Raw genomic sequence first — 18,701 nt, 5'->3', positions numbered from 1 at the left:
TTTAACTTCCTTAGATTGTAAAATAATTTTTTATATTTTTTTTACATCTTCCTCAATCCTATCAATAACTTTTCCTTCAGTAAATATTTTGGCTTGTTTTATAGCATTTTTAATTGCTAGCCCATCAGAACTTCCATGAGCTTTTATAATAGGTTTTCTAACTCCTAATAATGGTGCACCACCATATTCTCTATAATCAAATCTTTCTTTAAAAGACTTAAGCTGAGGTTTTAACATAAGAGCGCCAATTTTTGAAGAAAAGCTCTTCTTAAACTCCTCTTTCAAAGTAGAAAAAAACAAATTAGCCAAACCTTCTGTTAACTTAAGTATAACATTTCCCACAAAGCCATCGCAAACCATTACATCTACAATTCCTTCTGGAACATCTCTTGCCTCAATATTTCCATAAAAATTAATATTAGAATTTGCCAATAATTCATAGGCCTCTTTAATTAAAATATTACCCTTTTCTTTTTCTGTTCCAACATTTACTAGACCAACAGAGGGAGATTTTACTCCTAAAACTTTTTCACTATATATAGAACCCATTATAGCAAATTGTTGTAAATATTCAGGCTTGCAATCTACATTTGCTCCCATATCTAAGAGTAAAGTCATACCATCTCTAGTAGGATAAACACTTGAAATAGCAGCCCTATCTATTCCTTCTATTCTTTTTATAATGAACAATCCTCCAGCCAGAAGAGCACCTGTATTTCCAGTTGAAATAAATGCATCTCCATATCCTTCTTTCAGTTTATTGAAACCTATAACCATAGAAGAATTTTTTTTCCTTCTTATAGATAATGTAGGACTGTCCTCATTTAAAATTATATCTTCAGCATGAATAATTTCAATCTTATTTCCAGTATAATTATTTTTATTTAACTCTTTTTCTATTAAATCTTTTTTACCTATAAGAGTAACTTCTAAATCAAGCTCTTCCACTGCTTCTACACTTCCTAAAGCTGTTGCCTGAATACTATTATCTCCTCCCATAGCATCTACTATTATTCTCATTCTTATCCTCCTAAAACCTAGTAATAAACGTTACTGTATTAAATATATATTAGATAAAATAAAAAAGCAACAAAAAGTTAAAAAAGATAGTGACCCTCCTCACTATCTTTTTACCTTTATTCTACTTCTATAACCTCTCTATTTTTATAATATCCGCAAGATTTACATACTCTATGAGGTAATTTAAGCTCATGACATTGTGGGCATTCAACAAAAGTTGCTTTTGATAATCTATATGCTGAAGCTCTTCTTTTATCTCTTCTACTTTTTGAAGTTTTTCTCTTTGGAACTGCCATTAGATACACCTCCTTATTTACTACTTAAAAAAATCTTTCAATTTTGCCAATCTAGGATCTATATTTTCTATTACACAATCACATTCACCCTTATTTAAATCTTTACCACATTTAGAACATAAGCCCTTACAGTCATTCTTACATAAGGATTTCATAGGCAGAGATATAATTATTGTGCTAATTATTGGCTCCCTTAAACTTAATTCATTTCCTTCATAATAAATAATTTCCTCATCTTTCTCAGTTGAATTAATAATTTCATCTGATTTTTCTCTTAGTTCTCCTGACAGAACCGTATCTATAGTTTGTGTAAATTCTTTTAGGCATCTATCACAGTTCTCAGTATATTTAAAAGAAATATTGGCAGTTAAATAATTAATACCTTCCATCTTATAAATATGTCCTGATACTTTAACTGGTTCTACAAAAACTATCTCCCTTTGACCTATATCCAATTTACCTAATTCTAATTTTTCATCAAAGGGTATATCCTTTACAGCTTCATCAAGAAAACTTGCTAGATCAATATACATTTATTTCACCTCTTAAATCTAACAAGTTTTATTATATAAAGGTAAAATACTTTTGTCAAGAAATATAATTGAAATTAAGCTAGTTCTTCAGTATCTTTTGCAATCATCAACTCTTCATTTGTTGGTATAACTAATACTTTAACTTTTGAGTCATCTTGGCTAACTAAAGCTTCTTTTCCTCTCACATTATTCTTTTCTTCATCTAATTTTATTCCCAAACTTTCTAATCCATTGCAAACCATTTCTCTAATTTCTGCAGAATTTTCTCCAATGCCAGCTGTAAATACTATAGCATCTACTCCACCCATTAATGTTGTATAGGCACCAATATATTTCTTAACTCTATTTACAAAAACATCTAATGCAAGCTTTGCTCTTTCATTTCCTTTTTCAGCTTCTTCTTCAATATCTCTAAAGTCACTACTTACTCCTGAAATTCCAAGAACTCCAGACTTTTTATTTAGTAAGTTATTTACTTCTTCCATTGATAAATTTTCTTTATCTACTAAAAATGGTATTATAGCTGGATCTATATTTCCAGTACGTGTTCCCATAGCTAGTCCTTCCAATGGGGTGAATCCCATACTTGTGTCTACTGACCTTCCTTTTTCTACTGCACAAATACTTGCTCCATTTCCTAAATGACAAGTTATAATATTTAAGTCTTTAATATCCCTTTCTAATATTTCTGCTGCCTTTAATGATACATATTTATGTGATGTACCATGGAAACCATATTTCCTAATTCCATATTTCTCATATAGTTCGTATGGAAGAGGATATATATAATTATCTTTTGGCATAGTTTGATGAAATGCAGTATCAAATACACCTACCATTGGAGTATCTGGCATTAGTTCTTTACAAGCTTCAATTCCCATAATATTAGGTGGATTATGTAATGGAGCTAAATCTATACATTCATTCAAAGCTTTCATAACTTCATCATCTATTTTAACTGAATTTGCAAACTTTTCTCCTCCATGTACTACTCTATGTCCTACTGCATTAATTTCATCCATGGACTTTATAGCTCCATGTTCTGAATCTACTAAAGTACTTAATACTATTTCCAAAACTTCCTTATGATCTGACATTGGCTTTTCAATGATAATTTCCTTTTTGCCAGTAGTAGTATGCTTTATTCTTGAACCTTCAATTCCTATTCTTTCAGATAGTCCTTTTGCTAATACTTTTTCTTCATTCATATCAATTAGTTGATATTTTAATGAAGAGCTACCACAATTAATTACTAATATGTTCATAATATATACCTCCTATTGTTTGTCTATGCACTATAAAACATAATATTATAATTATATCAAAAAATCAACTTATTAAACTTATGTTATAATTAAATTTAGTATATTTTATAAATATAGGAGGAAAAAATGAAAGTTTTAGGTATAATTAGCGAATATAATCCATTTCATTATGGACATCTATACCATCTAGAAGAATCCAAAAAAATAACTAATGCTGAATATTCTATAGCTGTAATAAGTGGCTCTTTTGTACAAAGAGGTGAACCATCTTTTGTAGACAAATGGACAAAAACAAAGATGGCTATAGATAATGGCATTGATTTAGTTTTAGAGCTTCCTGTGATTTTTTCAGTTCAAAGTGCAGAATTTTTTGCATATGGAGGAGTAAAACTTTTAGATAGTTTAAAAATTGTAGATTATATTTCCTTTGGCAGTGAATTAGGCCAATTAGAACAATTGAAAATTATTGCTAATATTTTTGCCAAAGAACCTTATTATTTTAAGTCAATGCTTAAAAAATATTTAGATAAAGGAAATTCTTATTCTGTATCAAGAAGTCTTGCATTAGAAGATTTCTTAAAGGAAACAAAGTATAAAGAAAATAATTATATAGACATTTTAAAATCCCCAAATAATATTTTAGCCATTGAATACTTAAAATCTCTTTATAAACTCAATAGCAGTATTAAACCTATTACAATAAAAAGAATTGGAAGTAATTATAATGAGAAATTTTTTAATGATAAATATTCTAGTGCCACATCTATAAGAAACAAAGCTTTTAAAGGTGAATTAGATAAAATAAGAGACTATCTACCTAAACCAACATATTATCATCTTAATAATTATTTAAAGGAATATAAATCTTTTAATTCTATTGAAAACTATTCTCAAATACTTATGTATTTGTTGAGAACAATTGATGAACGTAAATTTTCTAAAATTATGGATATAGAAGATGGTTTAGAAAATCGATTCATTAAAAATAGCTTTAAATATAATAATATTATTCAAGTCATAAATAATACTGTAACTAAGAGATATCCTAAAACCCGTATCCAAAGAATATTAATTCAATTGTTAATAGGTATTAATGGAGATATATTTATTCAAGCAAAAAATACTTATCCTCAATATATAAGAGTGCTTGGTATGAATAATAAAGGTATGAAACTTTTAAATAAAATAGCTAAAAAGACTAATATCCCAATAATAAATAAATTTGCGGATTATAAAAAATTAAATAATCCTAAAATTAATAACATAATTAATTATGATAAAATAGGAACAGATTTGTATTTTTTAGGTCTAAATAATGAAATAAATAGATTAGCCAATTTAGATTATTATAAATCACCTTATATAAAAAACTCAAAGACTAAGAATTAGTCCTTGAGTTTTTTTCTTTCCAAAGCTTTATTTTTTCCTTTATTTCGTCTATATGATCTAATGTTGTATTATAACCTATCTCTGCACATTCCTCTACTCTTTCAAACTGGGAGGATTCTATATGGGATAAAGGTGGTTCCATTATAATATCTGCATATATTTTATCTGCATCCAATATTTTTTCTGCCATAATATCTATGGATTGTTGAATAATATCAAGCAAATGAAACACTCTATTTCCATATTCGCTAAATCCTACATCTACTGCTATAACTATATCTGCACCTATGTCCTTAGTTAAAGATATAGGAACCCTATCAACTACGCCACCATCTACCAAGACCCTATCCTTGTGATTTACTGGTTCAAAAACTCCAGGAATAGATATACTTGATCTAATAGCTTTATATACTGGTCCTTCTGTAAAAATAACTTTCTCTCCTTTTTGTAAATCTGTTGCTACAATTGCCATTTTCTTGTTTAATTTTTCAATATTCCTTCCACCAGTAAGTAATTTTAATATTTCCTCTATTTTATCTCCTTTTAAAATCCCTCTTCTAGAAACAGTAAAATCCATCCATAATTTCTTATCTACTTGAATGGCTATATTTTTAATCATTTCTGGCTTTATACCGCAACAATATAATCCTCCAACTAACGCCCCTGCACTACTTCCTGTAACTATATCTACAGAGATATTGTTTTCTTCTAATGCCTTTAGAACTCCAATATGTGCAAAACCCCTAGCTGAACCTGAACCTAATGCTATCCCTATTTTAGGTTTATTTGCCATATCAATCCCCCCCAAAGTACTTTTTATGTATGTAATTTATCATATTAACCTGAACTTTAAAATATAAATATATAAAAATGGAGGTACTGCCTTATGGAAAAAATAAAAATTCTTAAAAAAAATTATATAAATACTATACTATATCTTATAATAATTCTATGGTTTTTATTTAATATAATAGCTTTCCCTCAAAATTGTATGAAAGCTGCTCATAATGGATTATTAACTTGGTCTAATATTGTGATACCTTCTTTATTGCCTTTTTTTATAACATCTGAATTGCTAATAGGCCTTGGATTTGTAGATTTTATTGGTATACTATTAGAACCAGCAATGTCACCTATATTCAATGTCTCTGGAAAAGGGGCTTTTCCTTTAACAATGAGCATAACATCTGGTTATCCAGTAGGAGTAAAGATAGTTTCAAATTTAAGAAAAAACAATCATATTACAAAAATAGAAGCCCAAAGATTGTTATCATTTTGTAGCACATCTGGACCTATTTTTATGATCGGTGCTATAGCTACAGGTATGCTAAACAATCCCTTAATTAGCCCCTTAATAATATTTCCCCATTATTTAGCAGCATTAACCATTGGTTTAATATTTAAATATTATAAAAGAAATGTACAAATCAAGCCAATTAGATATAATCAGAATATCTTTAAAATTGCATTAAGAAAACTTTTTGAATCAAGAGAAAAAAATAATAAACCCCTAGGACTTCTTCTTTCTAATGCTGTAAAAGAGGGCATAAACTCTATGTTATTAATTGGAGGATTTATAGTTTTTTATTCTGTATTAGTAGAAATATTAAATCTATCTAATTTTTTTAATTCAATAATAAGGAAAATTAGCTATTTGTTTTCCATAAGTAACAATCAAAATGCTTTAAAAAGCTTAATAACTGGTTTATTTGAAATAACCATAGGTGCTAAAAAAATTGTAGAATTAAAGGAAGTTTCCTTATTATATAAAATTATTATGATAAACTTTCTAATTGGCTGGAGTGGATTTTCAATACATAGTCAAGCTTTGAGTTTTTTAAATGAAACCGATTTAAATGTTAGATTATACATTTTTTCAAAATTTTTACATGGTATGTTTGCAAGCCTCTATACAATACTTATATACAAATTTAAATATAGTGATATTGTATTAACTTCCTTTAATCCTAATTTTAGTTCATGGGATAGATTTTCTTTTCCAAATTGGATTAACACTTTAATATCTTCTATGCAATTAGAACTTAATATTATAATATTTACTCTTTTAGCTGCTATAATAATTGGTCTTATAAATACAATAATTAAAAATAAATAGTTTTATTTAACTCCTCTTAATTCTCTTCTATTTTTATCAAGAACTTCTATTAGTTCTTTTAGATTTTCCTGAGTCTCCATTAAGATACTATCCGCATATTCCATAGAGCCTAGTCTAATTTCCTTTGCATTATTTTGAGCTTTTGTAACAACTTCTTCTGCTCTATCCTTTGCTTTTTTTGTAACTTCATCTTCCTCAATTAATTCTTTTAAATGGTTTTTAGCTTCTAAGACAATAGTATCTGCTTCTTTTTGTGCTTCTGCAAGAATTCTCTTTTGTTCCTCTTTCACCCAATTAGCTTGTTTAATTTCACTAGGTAATTTTTCTTTTATTTCATTTAAAATTTCTAACAATTCTTCTTTATCAATTACTACTTTGCCTGAAAAAGGAACAGAAGAACTGTCTTCTATAATACTTTCTATTTCATCAATTAGTTCTAATACACTCATTTAAGTTCCTTACCTCCTTTTATTTTTTCTGTTAAAAACTTTTCCACAACTTCTGGAACTAGACACGATACATCTCCATCAAACATAGCTATCTCTTTCACTATACTTGAACTTAAATAAGCATAATCACCACTTGAAACCATAAATAATGTTTCTATTTCCTCATATAATTTTCTGTTTACCAAAGCCATTTGCATTTCATACTCAAAATCTGATACTGCCCTTAGTCCTCTTACCATAGTAGTTATATTTTTTTCTTTTGCATAATCAATTAAAAGTCCTGAAAATGTATCTATTTCAATATTGTCATATCCTTCTAGACATTTTTTCAATAGCTCTTTTCTTTCTTCTACTGTAAATAGAGTGTTCTTTGATCTGTTATTCAAAATCGCAACTACAACTTTATCAAATTTTTTAGCACATCTATCAATAATATCTAGATGGCCATTTGTAATAGGATCAAAGCTTCCTGGATATATAACTTCCACTAGTCTACCTCCTTATCATCTATTCATAAAAGTTATAGTTTTATCCCCATATCTTCTCTCATCTATTTTATGTAAATTATAAATACATTCATTTAATATTAATGTATTTTCATGTTCTATGATAATAATTCCTTTATCTTTTAATAGATGATTTTTACATATAGATTCTAAAACATTTACAATTAGATTACTTCTATATGGTGGATCCATAAAAATGTAGTGAAAATTTAAACCTTTTCTACCTAGGATTTCCATAGCTTTAAGTACGTCATTTTTATATACCTTAGCATTCTCATTAAGTTTTGTACTATTTAAATTTTCTTTAATAGCTTTAATACTATTAAAACTATTGTCAATAAAATAGCATTCCTCAGAACCTCTACTTAAAAACTCTATTCCTATAGAACCAGAACCAGAAAATAAATCTAATACTGAACTATCTTTCTCTATACTGCCCAATATATTAAATAATGATTCTTTTATTCTGTCCTGGGTTGGTCTAGTATCTAACCCTTTTGGAGCTTTCAATCTATGTCCTTTCCTACTTCCTGAAATAACTCTCAACAAACCACTCCTCTTTTGTTGTTAATTCTATTTTAACATAATTTAAAACTATAATAAAATATAATATAAATTAATTAAATATTATATTATCTGTTTTCCCTTCAAACATACATTTAATTCTGTTTTTCATTAATTCATATTTTTTATCACTAAGATATAAATCTTGACTTAATATTTCTGAAGCCTCTTTCTGTGCTATTTTTAGTATTTTTATATCAGTAAATAAATTAGCAATCTTTAAATCAGGTAATCCATGTTGTCTAGTTCCAAAAAATTCGCCTGGCCCTCTAAGTTCCAAATCTTTCTCAGATATTTTAAAACCATCATTAGTTTTTTGCATTATTCTCATTCTTTCCTGTGAAATCTTACTTTTTCCTTCATTAATTAATATGCAATAAGATTGGTACTCTCCCCTTCCAACTCTTCCCCTTAACTGGTGAAGTTGTGCCAGTCCAAAACGTTCAGCATTGTAAATGACCATTATATTTGAATTTGGAACATTTACACCAACTTCTATAACTGTAGTTGAAACTAGAATATCTATTTCTCCATCTTTAAATTTATTCATAATTTTCTCTTTTTCTTCTGCTTTCATCCTTCCATGAAGAAGTTCTACTTGGAATTCTTTAAAAATTTCATTTTTAAATCTTTTATGCAATTCTTCGCAGGCTTCTATATTCAATATCTCTGATTCTTCAATTAAAGGTGAAACAATATATACTTGTCTACCTTCCTTAATCTGGTTTTTTATAAACTCAGTTAGTCTCTTTTCCATATTCATTCCTATTGCATAAGTTTCTATGGCCTTTCGCCCTGGAGGCAATTCATCTATAATAGATATATCTAAATCTCCATATAATATAAGAGCAAGAGTTCTAGGTATAGGTGTAGCAGTCATTACTAATACATCTGGATTTGACCCTTTCTGGCTTAAAACTGCTCTTTGGCTAACTCCGAATCTATGTTGTTCATCTGTAATAGCAAGACCTAACTTATTGAATTTTACTGTGTCTTGTATAATAGCATGAGTGCCTACAAGTATATCTATATTTCCCTTCTCAAGTTTATCTAATACTTCATCTTTTTTATTTTGTGATAAACTTCCCACTAATAACTCGCAGCTAATATCATAATCATCTAACATACCTTTAATAGTTTCAAAATGCTGAGTAGCTAATATTTCAGTTGGTGCCATCATAACTGATTGGTAACCAGATTTCCATGCTTTAAACATTGCTAAAATTGCAATAACGGTTTTTCCCGAACCTACATCTCCTTGAACTAATCTATTCATTTGTTCATCTGATTCCATATCTTTTTCAATTTCTTTTAAAACTCTGAATTGGGCTTTTGTTAGTTTAAATGGTAATTTTTCAATAAATCTATTTAGATCTTCTGATTTTACAAATTTAATCCCTTTATTATTTGACTTAGTTCTATTTTTTATTATAAAAAGACCTAATTGCAAAGTCAAAAGTTCTTCAAATACTAACCTTTGCCTTGCTCTTAAAAAATTCTCCCTACTCTGGGGAAAATGGATATTCAATATAGCCTCCTTAACAGACATTAAATTAAATTTATTAATAATATGCCTAGGGAGTATTTCCTTTACATTATTTATATAACTCTTTAAAGCATTATTAACTATTGAAGTCATTTCATTATTAGTTAAATTCTCGGTTAATTGGTATATAGGTACTATTCGTCCAACTTTTTTATTTGATGAACCTTCTTTCTCATAAACTGGATTTTGTATTTGAATTTCATTTGCTATTTTTTTAACTTTCCCATTAACTATTATTTTTTCTCCAATACGAAAATTATCAGCTAAATATTCTTGATTAAACCAAATTAAATATGCTATTCCTGTACTATCCTTTATTGGAATTTTTAAAATGGAAAGATTTCTTCTAGGCCTTAATACAGTAGGATGACCAGCTATTCTCACATTGAAACTTGCTTTTTCTCCATCTACAGAATTATATATATTATTAAACTTTCTTCTATCTTCATAGGCACGAGGAAAAAAATAGATTAGATCCTCAACAGTATCTATACCTATTCTTCTCAATTTAGCTGCTCTTTTTGGCCCAACTCCTTTCACATATTGAACTGACATAGACAATCTATCCATTTTTTCACCTCAAATAAATATATTTCCCCTACCTTTTGGTAGGGGAGAAATTACTCAATTGAAAATATATAATAATAAAGTGGCTGTCCTCCATAAACTACTTCAATATCACAATCTCCAAATTCTTCTTCTAATAACTCTCTTAAAATATTTGCTTTTTCTTCATCTATATTTTCACCATAGAAGATTGTTATAAGCTCAGTTTCTTCATCGGCAACTTTTTTAATAAGTTCTAAAGAAACATCTTGAATATCCTCTCCTATAGCTTTAATATCACCTTCACAAATACCAATAATATTATCTTTTTTTATTTTTATACCATCTATCTCTGTATCTCTAACAGCATAGGTAACTTGGCCTGTTTTAACATGCTCTACAGCCTCTTCCATAGTTTCAAGGTTTTCTTCTATATTATCTTCAAAATTAAAGTGTAAAAGTGCAACAATTCCCTCTGCTATTGTTTTGCTAGGAAATACATGGATATTTCTCTCACTCATTTCTTTTGCTTGATTAGCAGCAAGAACTATATTTCCATTATTGGGAAATATTATTATATTTTCACCGTTTACTTTCTCCACAGCATCTAGTATATCTTCTGTACTTGGATTCATAGTTTGCCCACCTGGAATTACATAATCTACACCTAAATCTTTAAATACCTTAGAAATTCCTTCGCCCATTGACACTGTTATAAAACTATATTTTTTAGTCTCCTTCTTAGAATCTATATTTATTACATTATTGTTTGTTTCATTATATTCTTCTTCCTGTATTAGTAAATTTCTATGCTGTATTCTCATATTATCAATTTTTATATCATTTAACTCCCCAACAGACAGTGCTTTTTCTAAAACTAATCCTGGATTATTTGTATGAACATGAACTTTAATTAAACTGTCTCCTCCTACAACCATTAGAGAATCTCCATATAAAGCTAACTCTTCTCTAAATTTTTCAACATCTTCATTTGTATTATTTATTATGAATTCAGTACAGTATCCAAATTTAATATCACTTGTTTCTAATTCATCCTTATGAACTTGATGTGTATCCTTCTTTTTAGAAGCAGTTAAACCTAAGTATTCAATTTCTCCTTTATTAGTTAATGCTCTAAAAGCTCCAGTTAGTATTACAATAAGTCCTTTTCCTCCTGCATCTACTACTCCAGCTTGTTTTAATACTGGTAGCAAATTAGGAGTATTGTTTAAAGATTCATTGCCATGTTCTATTACCTTACTCATGAAAACTATTATATCTTTTTCCCTTTTAGCTAAATCTAATGCGTATTCTGCACATTCTCTGGCAACTGTAAGGATAGTTCCTTCAGTAGGTTTCATAACTGCCTTATATGCCATATCTGCTGCCTGTTTAAAAGATTCAGCCAAATCTATTGTATTAGCTTTCTCTTTATCTTTTAAACCACTAGCGAATCCTCTAAAAAGCTGAGATAGTATAACTCCAGAATTTCCTCTAGCTCCCATCAGAGAACCATTACTAGCTGCCATAGCAACTTCACTAATAGTATTGTATTCTTCTAGCTCTAATACTTGTTTCATAGCAGATTGAACGGTTAAAGACATATTTGTGCCTGTATCACCATCTGGTACTGGAAACACATTTAGTGCATTAACATCTTCTTTATTTTCTTCTAGATAATTAGCTGCCCCAATAAATGCTTTTCTAAGCAGCAAACTATTTGCATATTCAATCTTCAATATTAGTACCTCCCCTTACTACTTTTGAACTCTAATCCCTTGTACATATACATTTATTTTTTCTACTTTAAGTCCTGTTAAGTTTTCCACATTATATTTAACTTTTTCTATTATGTTTCCTGCAACAACTGAAATTTTGACCCCATATTGTAATATAACATGTAAACCTATAGTTATTCTATTTTCTTCTGTATATACCTTAACACCTTTAGATAAATTTTCCCATTTAACTAATTCAAAAAGTCCTTCTGTTGCACTTTTGCTAGCCATACCAACTATACCATAACACTCCATAGCAGAAAGACCTGCAATAGTAGCTATTACATTATCATCTATACTAATAATTCCAAAATCATTATCTAATTTACCAGGCATTGTTAATCTCCTCCCTAATTAATTTATTTATGACTATATTTTACCTTATTGCAATAAATAGTTCAACTCTTACCATTTTATATTAATAAAATTCTTTCAATCTTGCAATTATACTATTCATTGTGTTAAAATATAATATGTTATTTTAAGATAATATATAAATTAAATATTATTTTTAATAGTTAGTCAAGGAGGTGTTTTACATGGCTAAATACTGTCAAGTATGTGGAAGAGGAAAAAGTCATGGACATAAAGTATCCTTTTCAAATAAAAAGCATAATAGAACCTGGGCTCCAAATGTGAGAAGAGTTAAAGCAATTGTAGAGGGTTCTCCAAGAAGAATCTATGCTTGTACAAAATGTTTAAAATCTGGAAAGGTAACAAGAGCATTATAAAAGAATTGGCTTCCAATACATATAGCGGAAGCCATCTTTTTATCCAGTTTTAATAAAAAATAATCCAATTATTAAAATAATAAGACCAAATATAAAAAACCAGATACTTACAGGTAAGACTTTTAATATTATTGATAATCCTACTAAAAACAGCAATATTCCTAATACTTTCTTTTTATTTAATCTACAATAAAATTTTCTAAATCTCTTTTTCACTTATATCACCTCAAAACAGTCTTTACAATATATTATTCAGTTTACATATTATAAGTTACAAAAGAAAAAAGCCTAAAATAGGCTTTTTAATCTCTAGATTCAATTATAAGGCATATTCCATTTTCGACTTTTATATATCCTTTCTCTTCTATTATTCTATTGCTTACCCCTAAGGTAGAAGAAAAGTTAAAATCAACTCTATCCGTTTCGTATTCAAATCCCTTTAAAGTAACCTTAGCCCCATCTGAATTTATAGGTAATACAGAAATAAAAACTCCATCTTCTTTTTTAATTTCCATCTCATCATCTATTATATGCATAGTATTCTTTTCATTTATTATTATTCCTTTTACACCTTGATTAAGTAATTCACTTAATAAGAATATATTAGCCAAAGTATGATCAATTCTACTACCAATAACTCCCATAAGAACAATCTCTTTAAAACCTTTGTCAATTAAATATTTTAAAGCTAATTCTGTATCTGTATAGTCCTTATGGGAGGGATACTTTAATATTGGAATATTTTTTTCCTTTATTTCTTTTAAAATATCTTTATCAATAGAATCTAAATCTCCAACTACTAAATCTGGTTGTATATCAGACTTCAAAATATATTTTGCTCCTCCATCAACAGCTATAATAAAATCCATCTCTTTAGATATAGATTTTAACTGGTTTAAATCATTAATTTCTCCATTAGAAACAACTAAACTCTTCATAAAAATCCTTCCATTCTTTTCATTATTTTTCAATTTTACTTAAAGGTTTCCATAAAAGCATTAATATTATAGATGAGATAATAAGTTCGGGAACTAAGTAGCCTCCATTATATATAGCAGAATATATCCAAGGATTTTGATTCCCCGCATACTCTGCAAAAAATACTACGCCTGAAAGAAGATGAGATATAAATCTTCCCCCTATAGATAATAATACTCCTAGAAATATTTTAAAATAATCTTTTCCATTTAACTTTCTACTTTTCATTTTTGCTATTCCAGCTAATCCTAAAAATCCATAAGCAATAAGATAATCTAATAAAAATTGAACTGGATGATAAAAATTAGGCTTTAGAATAAAATGTAATACACCATAAGTGGCGCCAACAAACACTCCTGGGCCTACTCCCCATCTCATAGCAAAAAACATTATAGGGATCATACTTCCTGCCGTAACAGAGCCGCCTTGAGGCGCTTCATATATTATAATATAACTCAATAAAATTGATAAAGCAATCATAACTCCCCCTTCAGCCAACATTCTAACATTCCATTTTTTATTCATTATATACACCTCCCTTTGTTTTTTAAAAAATAAACCCATTACCTGAAAAAAGTAATGGGTTATTAAAATAATATTATATTTCCTCCGCTAGCATTACCTAGTTCAGGTTTAAGGGTCGAAACAATTATTGTTTCCTCTCAGCCTCTAAAGCTCCCCAATAAAATATTAGATTTTAATTCAATTGTATCATATATAATTGTTTTGTACATATTATACCTCTTTAAACAATCTAACTCTTTCCACTATATTATCTGCTTTAAAGATATCTGAGCCTGCAACCAATATATCTGCACCCCAATCTGTAACTTCTTTTGCATTATCCAGTTTGATGCCTCCATCCACTTCTATTTCTATAGCTAAATCTCTATCATCAATTATTTTTCTAAGATGTTTAATTTTTCTTTCCATAGCTGGAATAAAGGATTGTCCACCAAATCCAGGATTGACCGTCATAATAAGTACCATATCTATATCTTCTAATACATATTCTATATTTTCTAAAGGAGTTGAAGGGTTTAAAGATATTCCTGCCTTCTTTCCACAGTTTTTAATATTTTGTATAGTTCTATGAAGATGAATAGTAGATTCTTCATGAACTGTAATAATATCTGCTCCTGCCTCAACAAACTCTTCAATATACCTTTCTGGTCTGTCTATCATCAAGTGTACATCAAATGGAATATCTGTAATACTTCTAATTTCCTTTATAACTGGTGGTCCAAAAGTTATATTTGGAACAAATATGCCATCCATTACATCTAAGTGGACAAAATCAGCACCACCTTCTTCTATTTTTCTAATTTCTTCTCCTAGTTTACTAAAATCCGATGATAAGATTGATGGTGAAATTTTTGCCATATCAATACCTCCTGTTATGTCTTTTGACTTCTTCTAAAAAATTTAAATAATTCTTATATCTTTCCCTACTTATATTTTCTGATTCAACTTGATTTTTCACTTCACAATTAGGTTCTTTAAAATGTAGACAACTATTAAACTTGCACCCATCACTATATTTTCTTATTTCTTTAAAATAATATTGTACTTCTTCTTCTCTTTTAATAAAATCTAACTCTAAAGAACTAAAACCAGGTGTATCTAATACATATCCACCTATTTCAAGCTCTATAAGTTCTACATGTCTAGTTGTATGTCTTCCTCTTTTAGTTTTCTTACTTATTTCACCTGTTTCAAGTTTTAAATTTGGTTGTATCTCATTTAAAACAGAAGATTTTCCCACTCCTGAAGGTCCTGCAAATACAGTTATTTCATCTTTAAGAGCTTCCTTTAATTCATGGATTCCTCTATTTAATTTACAACTAGATAATATAACTTTATAACCTATATCAGTATAAATTTTATAAATATCTTCTACAAAAGAACTGTTATCTAAATCTATCTTATTTATAACTATAACTACATTTAAGTTTTGTTCTTCTGATAATACTAGAAATCTATCTAAAAGCCATAGATTTAGAGATGGATCTTTAGCACTCATAACTACTACTGCTTGAGTAATATTAGCTACAGGAGGTCTAATAAGTTCTGTTTTTCTTTCCATAACTTCCTCCACATAGCCTGTCTTATCTAAGTCATTTACTCTTATTTTTACCTTATCTCCTATAAGGGGAGTTATATTATCTTCCCTAAAAACTCCCCTTGCCCTACATTCATATATTCCATTATTTGTTTTTACATAATAAAATCCACCTATACCTTTTATGATAATTCCTTCTACCATCCATTACCTCCCTAGGTTTAGTTATAATAAGTTTTTGATACTAATTATTGTTGTTCTCTCTGAGTATTAGTTTCTCCCTCTCCTGAACCTTCTCCTCCAGAGCCTGAGCCACTTCCTTCTCCTTCTTCTCCTGAACCTTCTCCTCCATGACCCGAACCATTTTCTTCTCCTTCTCCAGGTTTTTTACCCCCTCCTGGTTTTTTCTCGTTTTGATCTTTTTCATCTTTTGGCAGTTCTTTTTTCTCCTCTTCCTTAGGTTTTTTTGGAGGTCCGCTGCTTATAACTAAATCCACACTAGTATTTTGTTGTAATTGAGTTCCTTGATCATAACTTTGCCATAGTACTATACCTCTTTCTACACTGTTACTAACTTCATATCTAATATTGCCAACCACTAATCCTTTAGCGACAATACCTCTTTTAGCTTCATTTTCTTTTAGACCAATTAGTTTTGGCATAGTTGTAGTCCTGATTTCTGGTCCTTTACTAACAACTAGATTTATTTTACTACCTTCTTTTACTTCTGTACCTGATTCAATACTTTGACTCATAACTATATTTTTAGGAACACTATCACTATATGAATAGTCAACAACTCCTTCTTGAAGTCCCGCTTCTTCTAATAAAAAGCTTATTTCTCCTATATCTTTGCCAGTAAAATCTGGTACCTTTACTTTTTTATCACCTTTACTAACTATAACTTCAACAGAATATCCTTTTTTAACTGTCTTTCCTGGATCTTCACTTTGCCACATAATTTCTCCTTCTTTAAACTCGGAACTATATTTTCTTTCTTTAACAACAAACTCAAGATCCATTTCTTCTATTTTTTCTTTAGCCATCTCTTCTTGCATGCCCATCAAATCTGGTACCTTTACTTCTCTAGACATGAATCCATCTTTGAGTTTTAAAATTCCAAAGGCTATTCCATTTACTAATAAAAACGCAAGAAGTATACCTAAAAATACTGCTTTTTTATTTCCTTTTTTATCTTTTGGTTTCTTTTTTAGTTTCTTTTTTGGTTCCTTTTTTTTCTTTTCTTCATCTTCGTCACCATTTTCTCCTACTGGAGGCAATATTATGGTTTCTGAATCAAATCTATTTGTATCTTCAGTAAAATGTAAATCTTCATCTGAATATTTCACTTTTCTCAAATCCTCCAAAAGTTCTTCTGTATTTTTATATCTTCCTGCTTGATCTCTTTTAGCTGCCTTCATAATTATATATTCGATATTTTTAGGAATACTATGATCAATTTCACTAGGGGGAGTTATTTCTTCCTCTACATGTTTCAAAGCTACAGAAATAGGACTCTCTCCTTCAAAAGGAACTTTTCCAGTTATCATCTCATACATTACTATCCCTAGAGAATATATATCTGATTTTTCATCTGTAAATTTACCTCTTGCCTGTTCTGGTGAAAAATAATGGACTGAACCAATTACACTGGAAGTATTAGTCATAGTAGCTGAAGTTGCTGCTCTAGCTATTCCAAAATCTGTAACTTTTATCCTGCCATCATCTGTCACCATAATATTGTGAGGTTTTATATCCCTATGAACTATATGGTTTTTATGGGCATGACCTATAGCCTCAGCAATTTGCATAGCATAATTAATAGTTTCCTCTGGGCCTAATTTACCCTTTTCTTTTATAATATCCTTCAATGTCTTCCCTTTAATATATTCCATAACAATATAGTGAATATCATCTTCTACTCCAACATCATATATACCAACAATGTTTGGATGAGACAAACTAGCGGCTGCCTGGGATTCATGTCTAAATTTATTTATAAATTCTTCATCGGTAGTTAATTCATCTCTCAATATTTTTACAGCTACATATCTATTCAATAGTCTACATCTTGCTTTATAAACTACTGCCATTCCTCCCTCGCCTATTTTTTCGATTATTTCATATCTCTTCCCTAAAACCTTTCCAATTATCTCAACCATACTCTCACCTCAATTCATACCAATTTAATAGCCATTACAGTCACATTATCTACTCCACCTAGCTTATTTGCTCTTTCTACTAAATTATCACATGTCTTTTGTAAATCTACATTTTCCATTAACAATTTCTTTATCTCCTCATCACATATCATGTTGGTTAAACCATCAGTACATAATAATAGGATATCATTTTTATTAGTACTCTTAACTATAACATCAATATCAACTTCTTTATTTGTTCCAATAGCTCTGGTTATTATATTTTTTTGGGGATGACATTCAGCCTCTTCCTCACTTATACTTCCTGCTCTAACTAACTCAGCAACAAGAGAGTGATCTTCAGTTAATTGAACAAGTTTATCTTCTCTTAATAAATAAGCCCTGCTGTCTCCAATATGTCCTATATATAATTTATCCTCAGAAAAATAAGCCATTGTTATTGTTGTACCCATGCCATGGAACTCTTCACTTTTAATAGATTTCTCATAAATCTCCATATTAGCTTTTTCAATACTATTTTTAATAGTTTCAGAGATATTTATATTATTTTTTAATAGTTCTTCCTCCTCAGATACGAAAAAGTTCTTAACTAATTTAACAACCATACTACTTGCCACTTCTCCTGCCTTATGACCTCCCATTCCATCTGCTATAATAAATAAAGGTATATTTAGTTTATCTGGAATAAAATAAGCATCTTGATTGTTTTTTCTTACCTTTCCTTTATCTGTACTTACTCCCATATTCATAATATCACCTC

Annotated in this window: 21 protein-coding genes and 1 riboswitch; of the genes, 3 read left to right on the top strand and 18 right to left on the bottom strand. The window is 29.1% G+C overall.

Translation table 11 applies throughout. The features are described 5' to 3' along the window. Nucleotides 1-30 precede the first annotated feature (30 nt). The 4 genes from plsX to NSA23_RS00540 form a co-directional block, all read right to left on the bottom strand. Nucleotides 31-1,020 (bottom strand): phosphate acyltransferase PlsX, encoded by a 990-nt coding sequence (plsX, locus tag NSA23_RS00555; protein ID WP_042682034.1) that lies wholly within the window; start codon nt 1,018-1,020, stop codon nt 31-33. A gap of 116 nt (nt 1,021-1,136) precedes the next feature. Next, nucleotides 1,137-1,316: a 50S ribosomal protein L32 gene (gene rpmF, locus NSA23_RS00550; protein WP_042682036.1), complete on the bottom strand. Its 180-nt coding sequence runs from the start codon at nt 1,314-1,316 to the stop codon at nt 1,137-1,139. Nucleotides 1,317-1,336: 20 nt separating this feature from the next. Beyond that, nucleotides 1,337-1,849 (bottom strand): YceD family protein, encoded by a 513-nt coding sequence (locus NSA23_RS00545; protein WP_050069819.1) that lies wholly within the window; start codon nt 1,847-1,849, stop codon nt 1,337-1,339. Nucleotides 1,850-1,923: 74 nt separating this feature from the next. Continuing rightward, nucleotides 1,924-3,114, bottom strand: a complete 1,191-nt coding sequence (locus NSA23_RS00540; protein ID WP_042682039.1) for an acetate/propionate family kinase — start codon at nt 3,112-3,114, stop codon at nt 1,924-1,926. Nucleotides 3,115-3,240: 126 nt separating this feature from the next. Here NSA23_RS00540 and NSA23_RS00535 point away from each other — a divergent pair, with 126 nt between their 5' ends. Further along, on the top strand, nt 3,241-4,503 hold the full coding sequence (locus tag NSA23_RS00535; RefSeq protein WP_042682041.1) for a nucleotidyltransferase: 1,263 nt from the start codon (nt 3,241-3,243) through the stop codon (nt 4,501-4,503). On the opposite strand, the gene NSA23_RS00530 is transcribed toward NSA23_RS00535, so the two are convergent. Beyond that, a complete protein-coding gene (locus tag NSA23_RS00530; RefSeq protein WP_042682043.1) occupies nt 4,493-5,296 on the bottom strand; it encodes a patatin-like phospholipase family protein in 804 nt (267 codons plus the stop codon). The genes NSA23_RS00535 and NSA23_RS00530 overlap by 11 nt on opposite strands. Nucleotides 5,297-5,389: 93 nt before the next feature. Here NSA23_RS00530 and ylbJ point away from each other — a divergent pair, with 93 nt between their 5' ends. Beyond that, nucleotides 5,390-6,619, top strand: a complete 1,230-nt coding sequence (ylbJ, locus tag NSA23_RS00525) for a sporulation integral membrane protein YlbJ (protein ID WP_042682045.1) — start codon at nt 5,390-5,392, stop codon at nt 6,617-6,619. A gap of 2 nt (nt 6,620-6,621) precedes the next feature. Here ylbJ and NSA23_RS00520 read toward each other — a convergent pair whose 3' ends face one another. The 6 genes from NSA23_RS00520 to NSA23_RS00495 form a co-directional block, all read right to left on the bottom strand. After that, entirely contained in the window at nt 6,622-7,068 is a 447-nt protein-coding gene (locus tag NSA23_RS00520; RefSeq protein ID WP_042682047.1) for a hypothetical protein, read from the bottom strand. After that, nucleotides 7,065-7,556, bottom strand: coding sequence for a pantetheine-phosphate adenylyltransferase (coaD, locus tag NSA23_RS00515; protein WP_042682049.1), 492 nt, complete (start codon nt 7,554-7,556; stop codon nt 7,065-7,067). Before coaD ends, NSA23_RS00520 begins: the two co-directional genes overlap by 4 nt. A 15-nt stretch (nt 7,557-7,571) precedes the next feature. Next, nucleotides 7,572-8,123 carry a 16S rRNA (guanine(966)-N(2))-methyltransferase RsmD gene (rsmD, locus tag NSA23_RS00510; protein WP_257490032.1) on the bottom strand — a complete coding sequence of 184 codons (552 nt, stop codon included), beginning with the start codon at nt 8,121-8,123 and terminating at the stop codon, nt 7,572-7,574. Between the two features lie 67 nt (nt 8,124-8,190). Then, a complete protein-coding gene (gene recG / locus NSA23_RS00505; protein WP_042682054.1) occupies nt 8,191-10,254 on the bottom strand; it encodes an ATP-dependent DNA helicase RecG in 2,064 nt (687 codons plus the stop codon). Between the two features lie 50 nt (nt 10,255-10,304). Beyond that, nucleotides 10,305-11,969, bottom strand: coding sequence for a DAK2 domain-containing protein (locus tag NSA23_RS00500; RefSeq protein WP_042682057.1), 1,665 nt, complete (start codon nt 11,967-11,969; stop codon nt 10,305-10,307). A gap of 18 nt (nt 11,970-11,987) precedes the next feature. Further along, nucleotides 11,988-12,344 (bottom strand): Asp23/Gls24 family envelope stress response protein, encoded by a 357-nt coding sequence (locus NSA23_RS00495; protein WP_042682059.1) that lies wholly within the window; start codon nt 12,342-12,344, stop codon nt 11,988-11,990. A gap of 203 nt (nt 12,345-12,547) precedes the next feature. On the opposite strand from NSA23_RS00495, the gene rpmB reads away from it, so the two are divergent. Continuing rightward, a complete protein-coding gene (rpmB, locus tag NSA23_RS00490) occupies nt 12,548-12,739 on the top strand; it encodes a 50S ribosomal protein L28 (RefSeq protein ID WP_257490031.1) in 192 nt (63 codons plus the stop codon). A 39-nt stretch (nt 12,740-12,778) separates the two neighbouring features. Here the strand turns inward: rpmB and NSA23_RS00485 are convergent, their stop codons facing one another. The 7 genes from NSA23_RS00485 to NSA23_RS00455 all read right to left on the bottom strand — a co-directional run bounded on the left by NSA23_RS00485 (nt 12,779) and on the right by NSA23_RS00455 (nt 18,690). Further along, nucleotides 12,779-12,955, bottom strand: a complete 177-nt coding sequence (locus tag NSA23_RS00485) for a hypothetical protein (RefSeq protein WP_187116672.1) — start codon at nt 12,953-12,955, stop codon at nt 12,779-12,781. Between the two features lie 86 nt (nt 12,956-13,041). After that, the gene (locus NSA23_RS00480; protein ID WP_042682324.1) at nt 13,042-13,677 is read right to left on the bottom strand and encodes a thiamine diphosphokinase; all 636 of its coding nucleotides are present in this window, start codon (nt 13,675-13,677) and stop codon (nt 13,042-13,044) included. A gap of 22 nt (nt 13,678-13,699) precedes the next feature. Next, complete coding sequence (thiT, locus tag NSA23_RS00475; RefSeq protein ID WP_042682063.1) at nt 13,700-14,242, bottom strand: energy-coupled thiamine transporter ThiT; 543 nt, start codon at nt 14,240-14,242, stop codon at nt 13,700-13,702. Nucleotides 14,243-14,304: 62 nt separating this feature from the next. After that, nucleotides 14,305-14,409: riboswitch (TPP riboswitch) on the bottom strand. 43 nt (nt 14,410-14,452) lie between these two features. Further along, nucleotides 14,453-15,100 (bottom strand): ribulose-phosphate 3-epimerase, encoded by a 648-nt coding sequence (rpe, locus tag NSA23_RS00470; RefSeq protein WP_042682065.1) that lies wholly within the window; start codon nt 15,098-15,100, stop codon nt 14,453-14,455. Nucleotide 15,101: 1 nt separating this feature from the next. Next, nucleotides 15,102-15,983: a ribosome small subunit-dependent GTPase A gene (rsgA, locus tag NSA23_RS00465; RefSeq protein WP_042682067.1), complete on the bottom strand. Its 882-nt coding sequence runs from the start codon at nt 15,981-15,983 to the stop codon at nt 15,102-15,104. 44 nt (nt 15,984-16,027) lie between these two features. Beyond that, on the bottom strand, nt 16,028-17,941 hold the full coding sequence (gene pknB / locus NSA23_RS00460) for a Stk1 family PASTA domain-containing Ser/Thr kinase (RefSeq protein ID WP_050069820.1): 1,914 nt from the start codon (nt 17,939-17,941) through the stop codon (nt 16,028-16,030). 14 nt (nt 17,942-17,955) lie between these two features. Beyond that, nucleotides 17,956-18,690, bottom strand: a complete 735-nt coding sequence (locus tag NSA23_RS00455) for a Stp1/IreP family PP2C-type Ser/Thr phosphatase (protein ID WP_042682069.1) — start codon at nt 18,688-18,690, stop codon at nt 17,956-17,958. Nucleotides 18,691-18,701: the final 11 nt, after the last annotated feature.

It is taken from the genome of Anaerosalibacter massiliensis, assembly GCF_024623155.1.
GTDB classification, from domain to species: Bacteria; Bacillota; Clostridia; order Tissierellales; family Sporanaerobacteraceae; genus Anaerosalibacter; species Anaerosalibacter massiliensis.
This window is presented reverse-complemented; position numbering and strand designations above follow the sequence as displayed.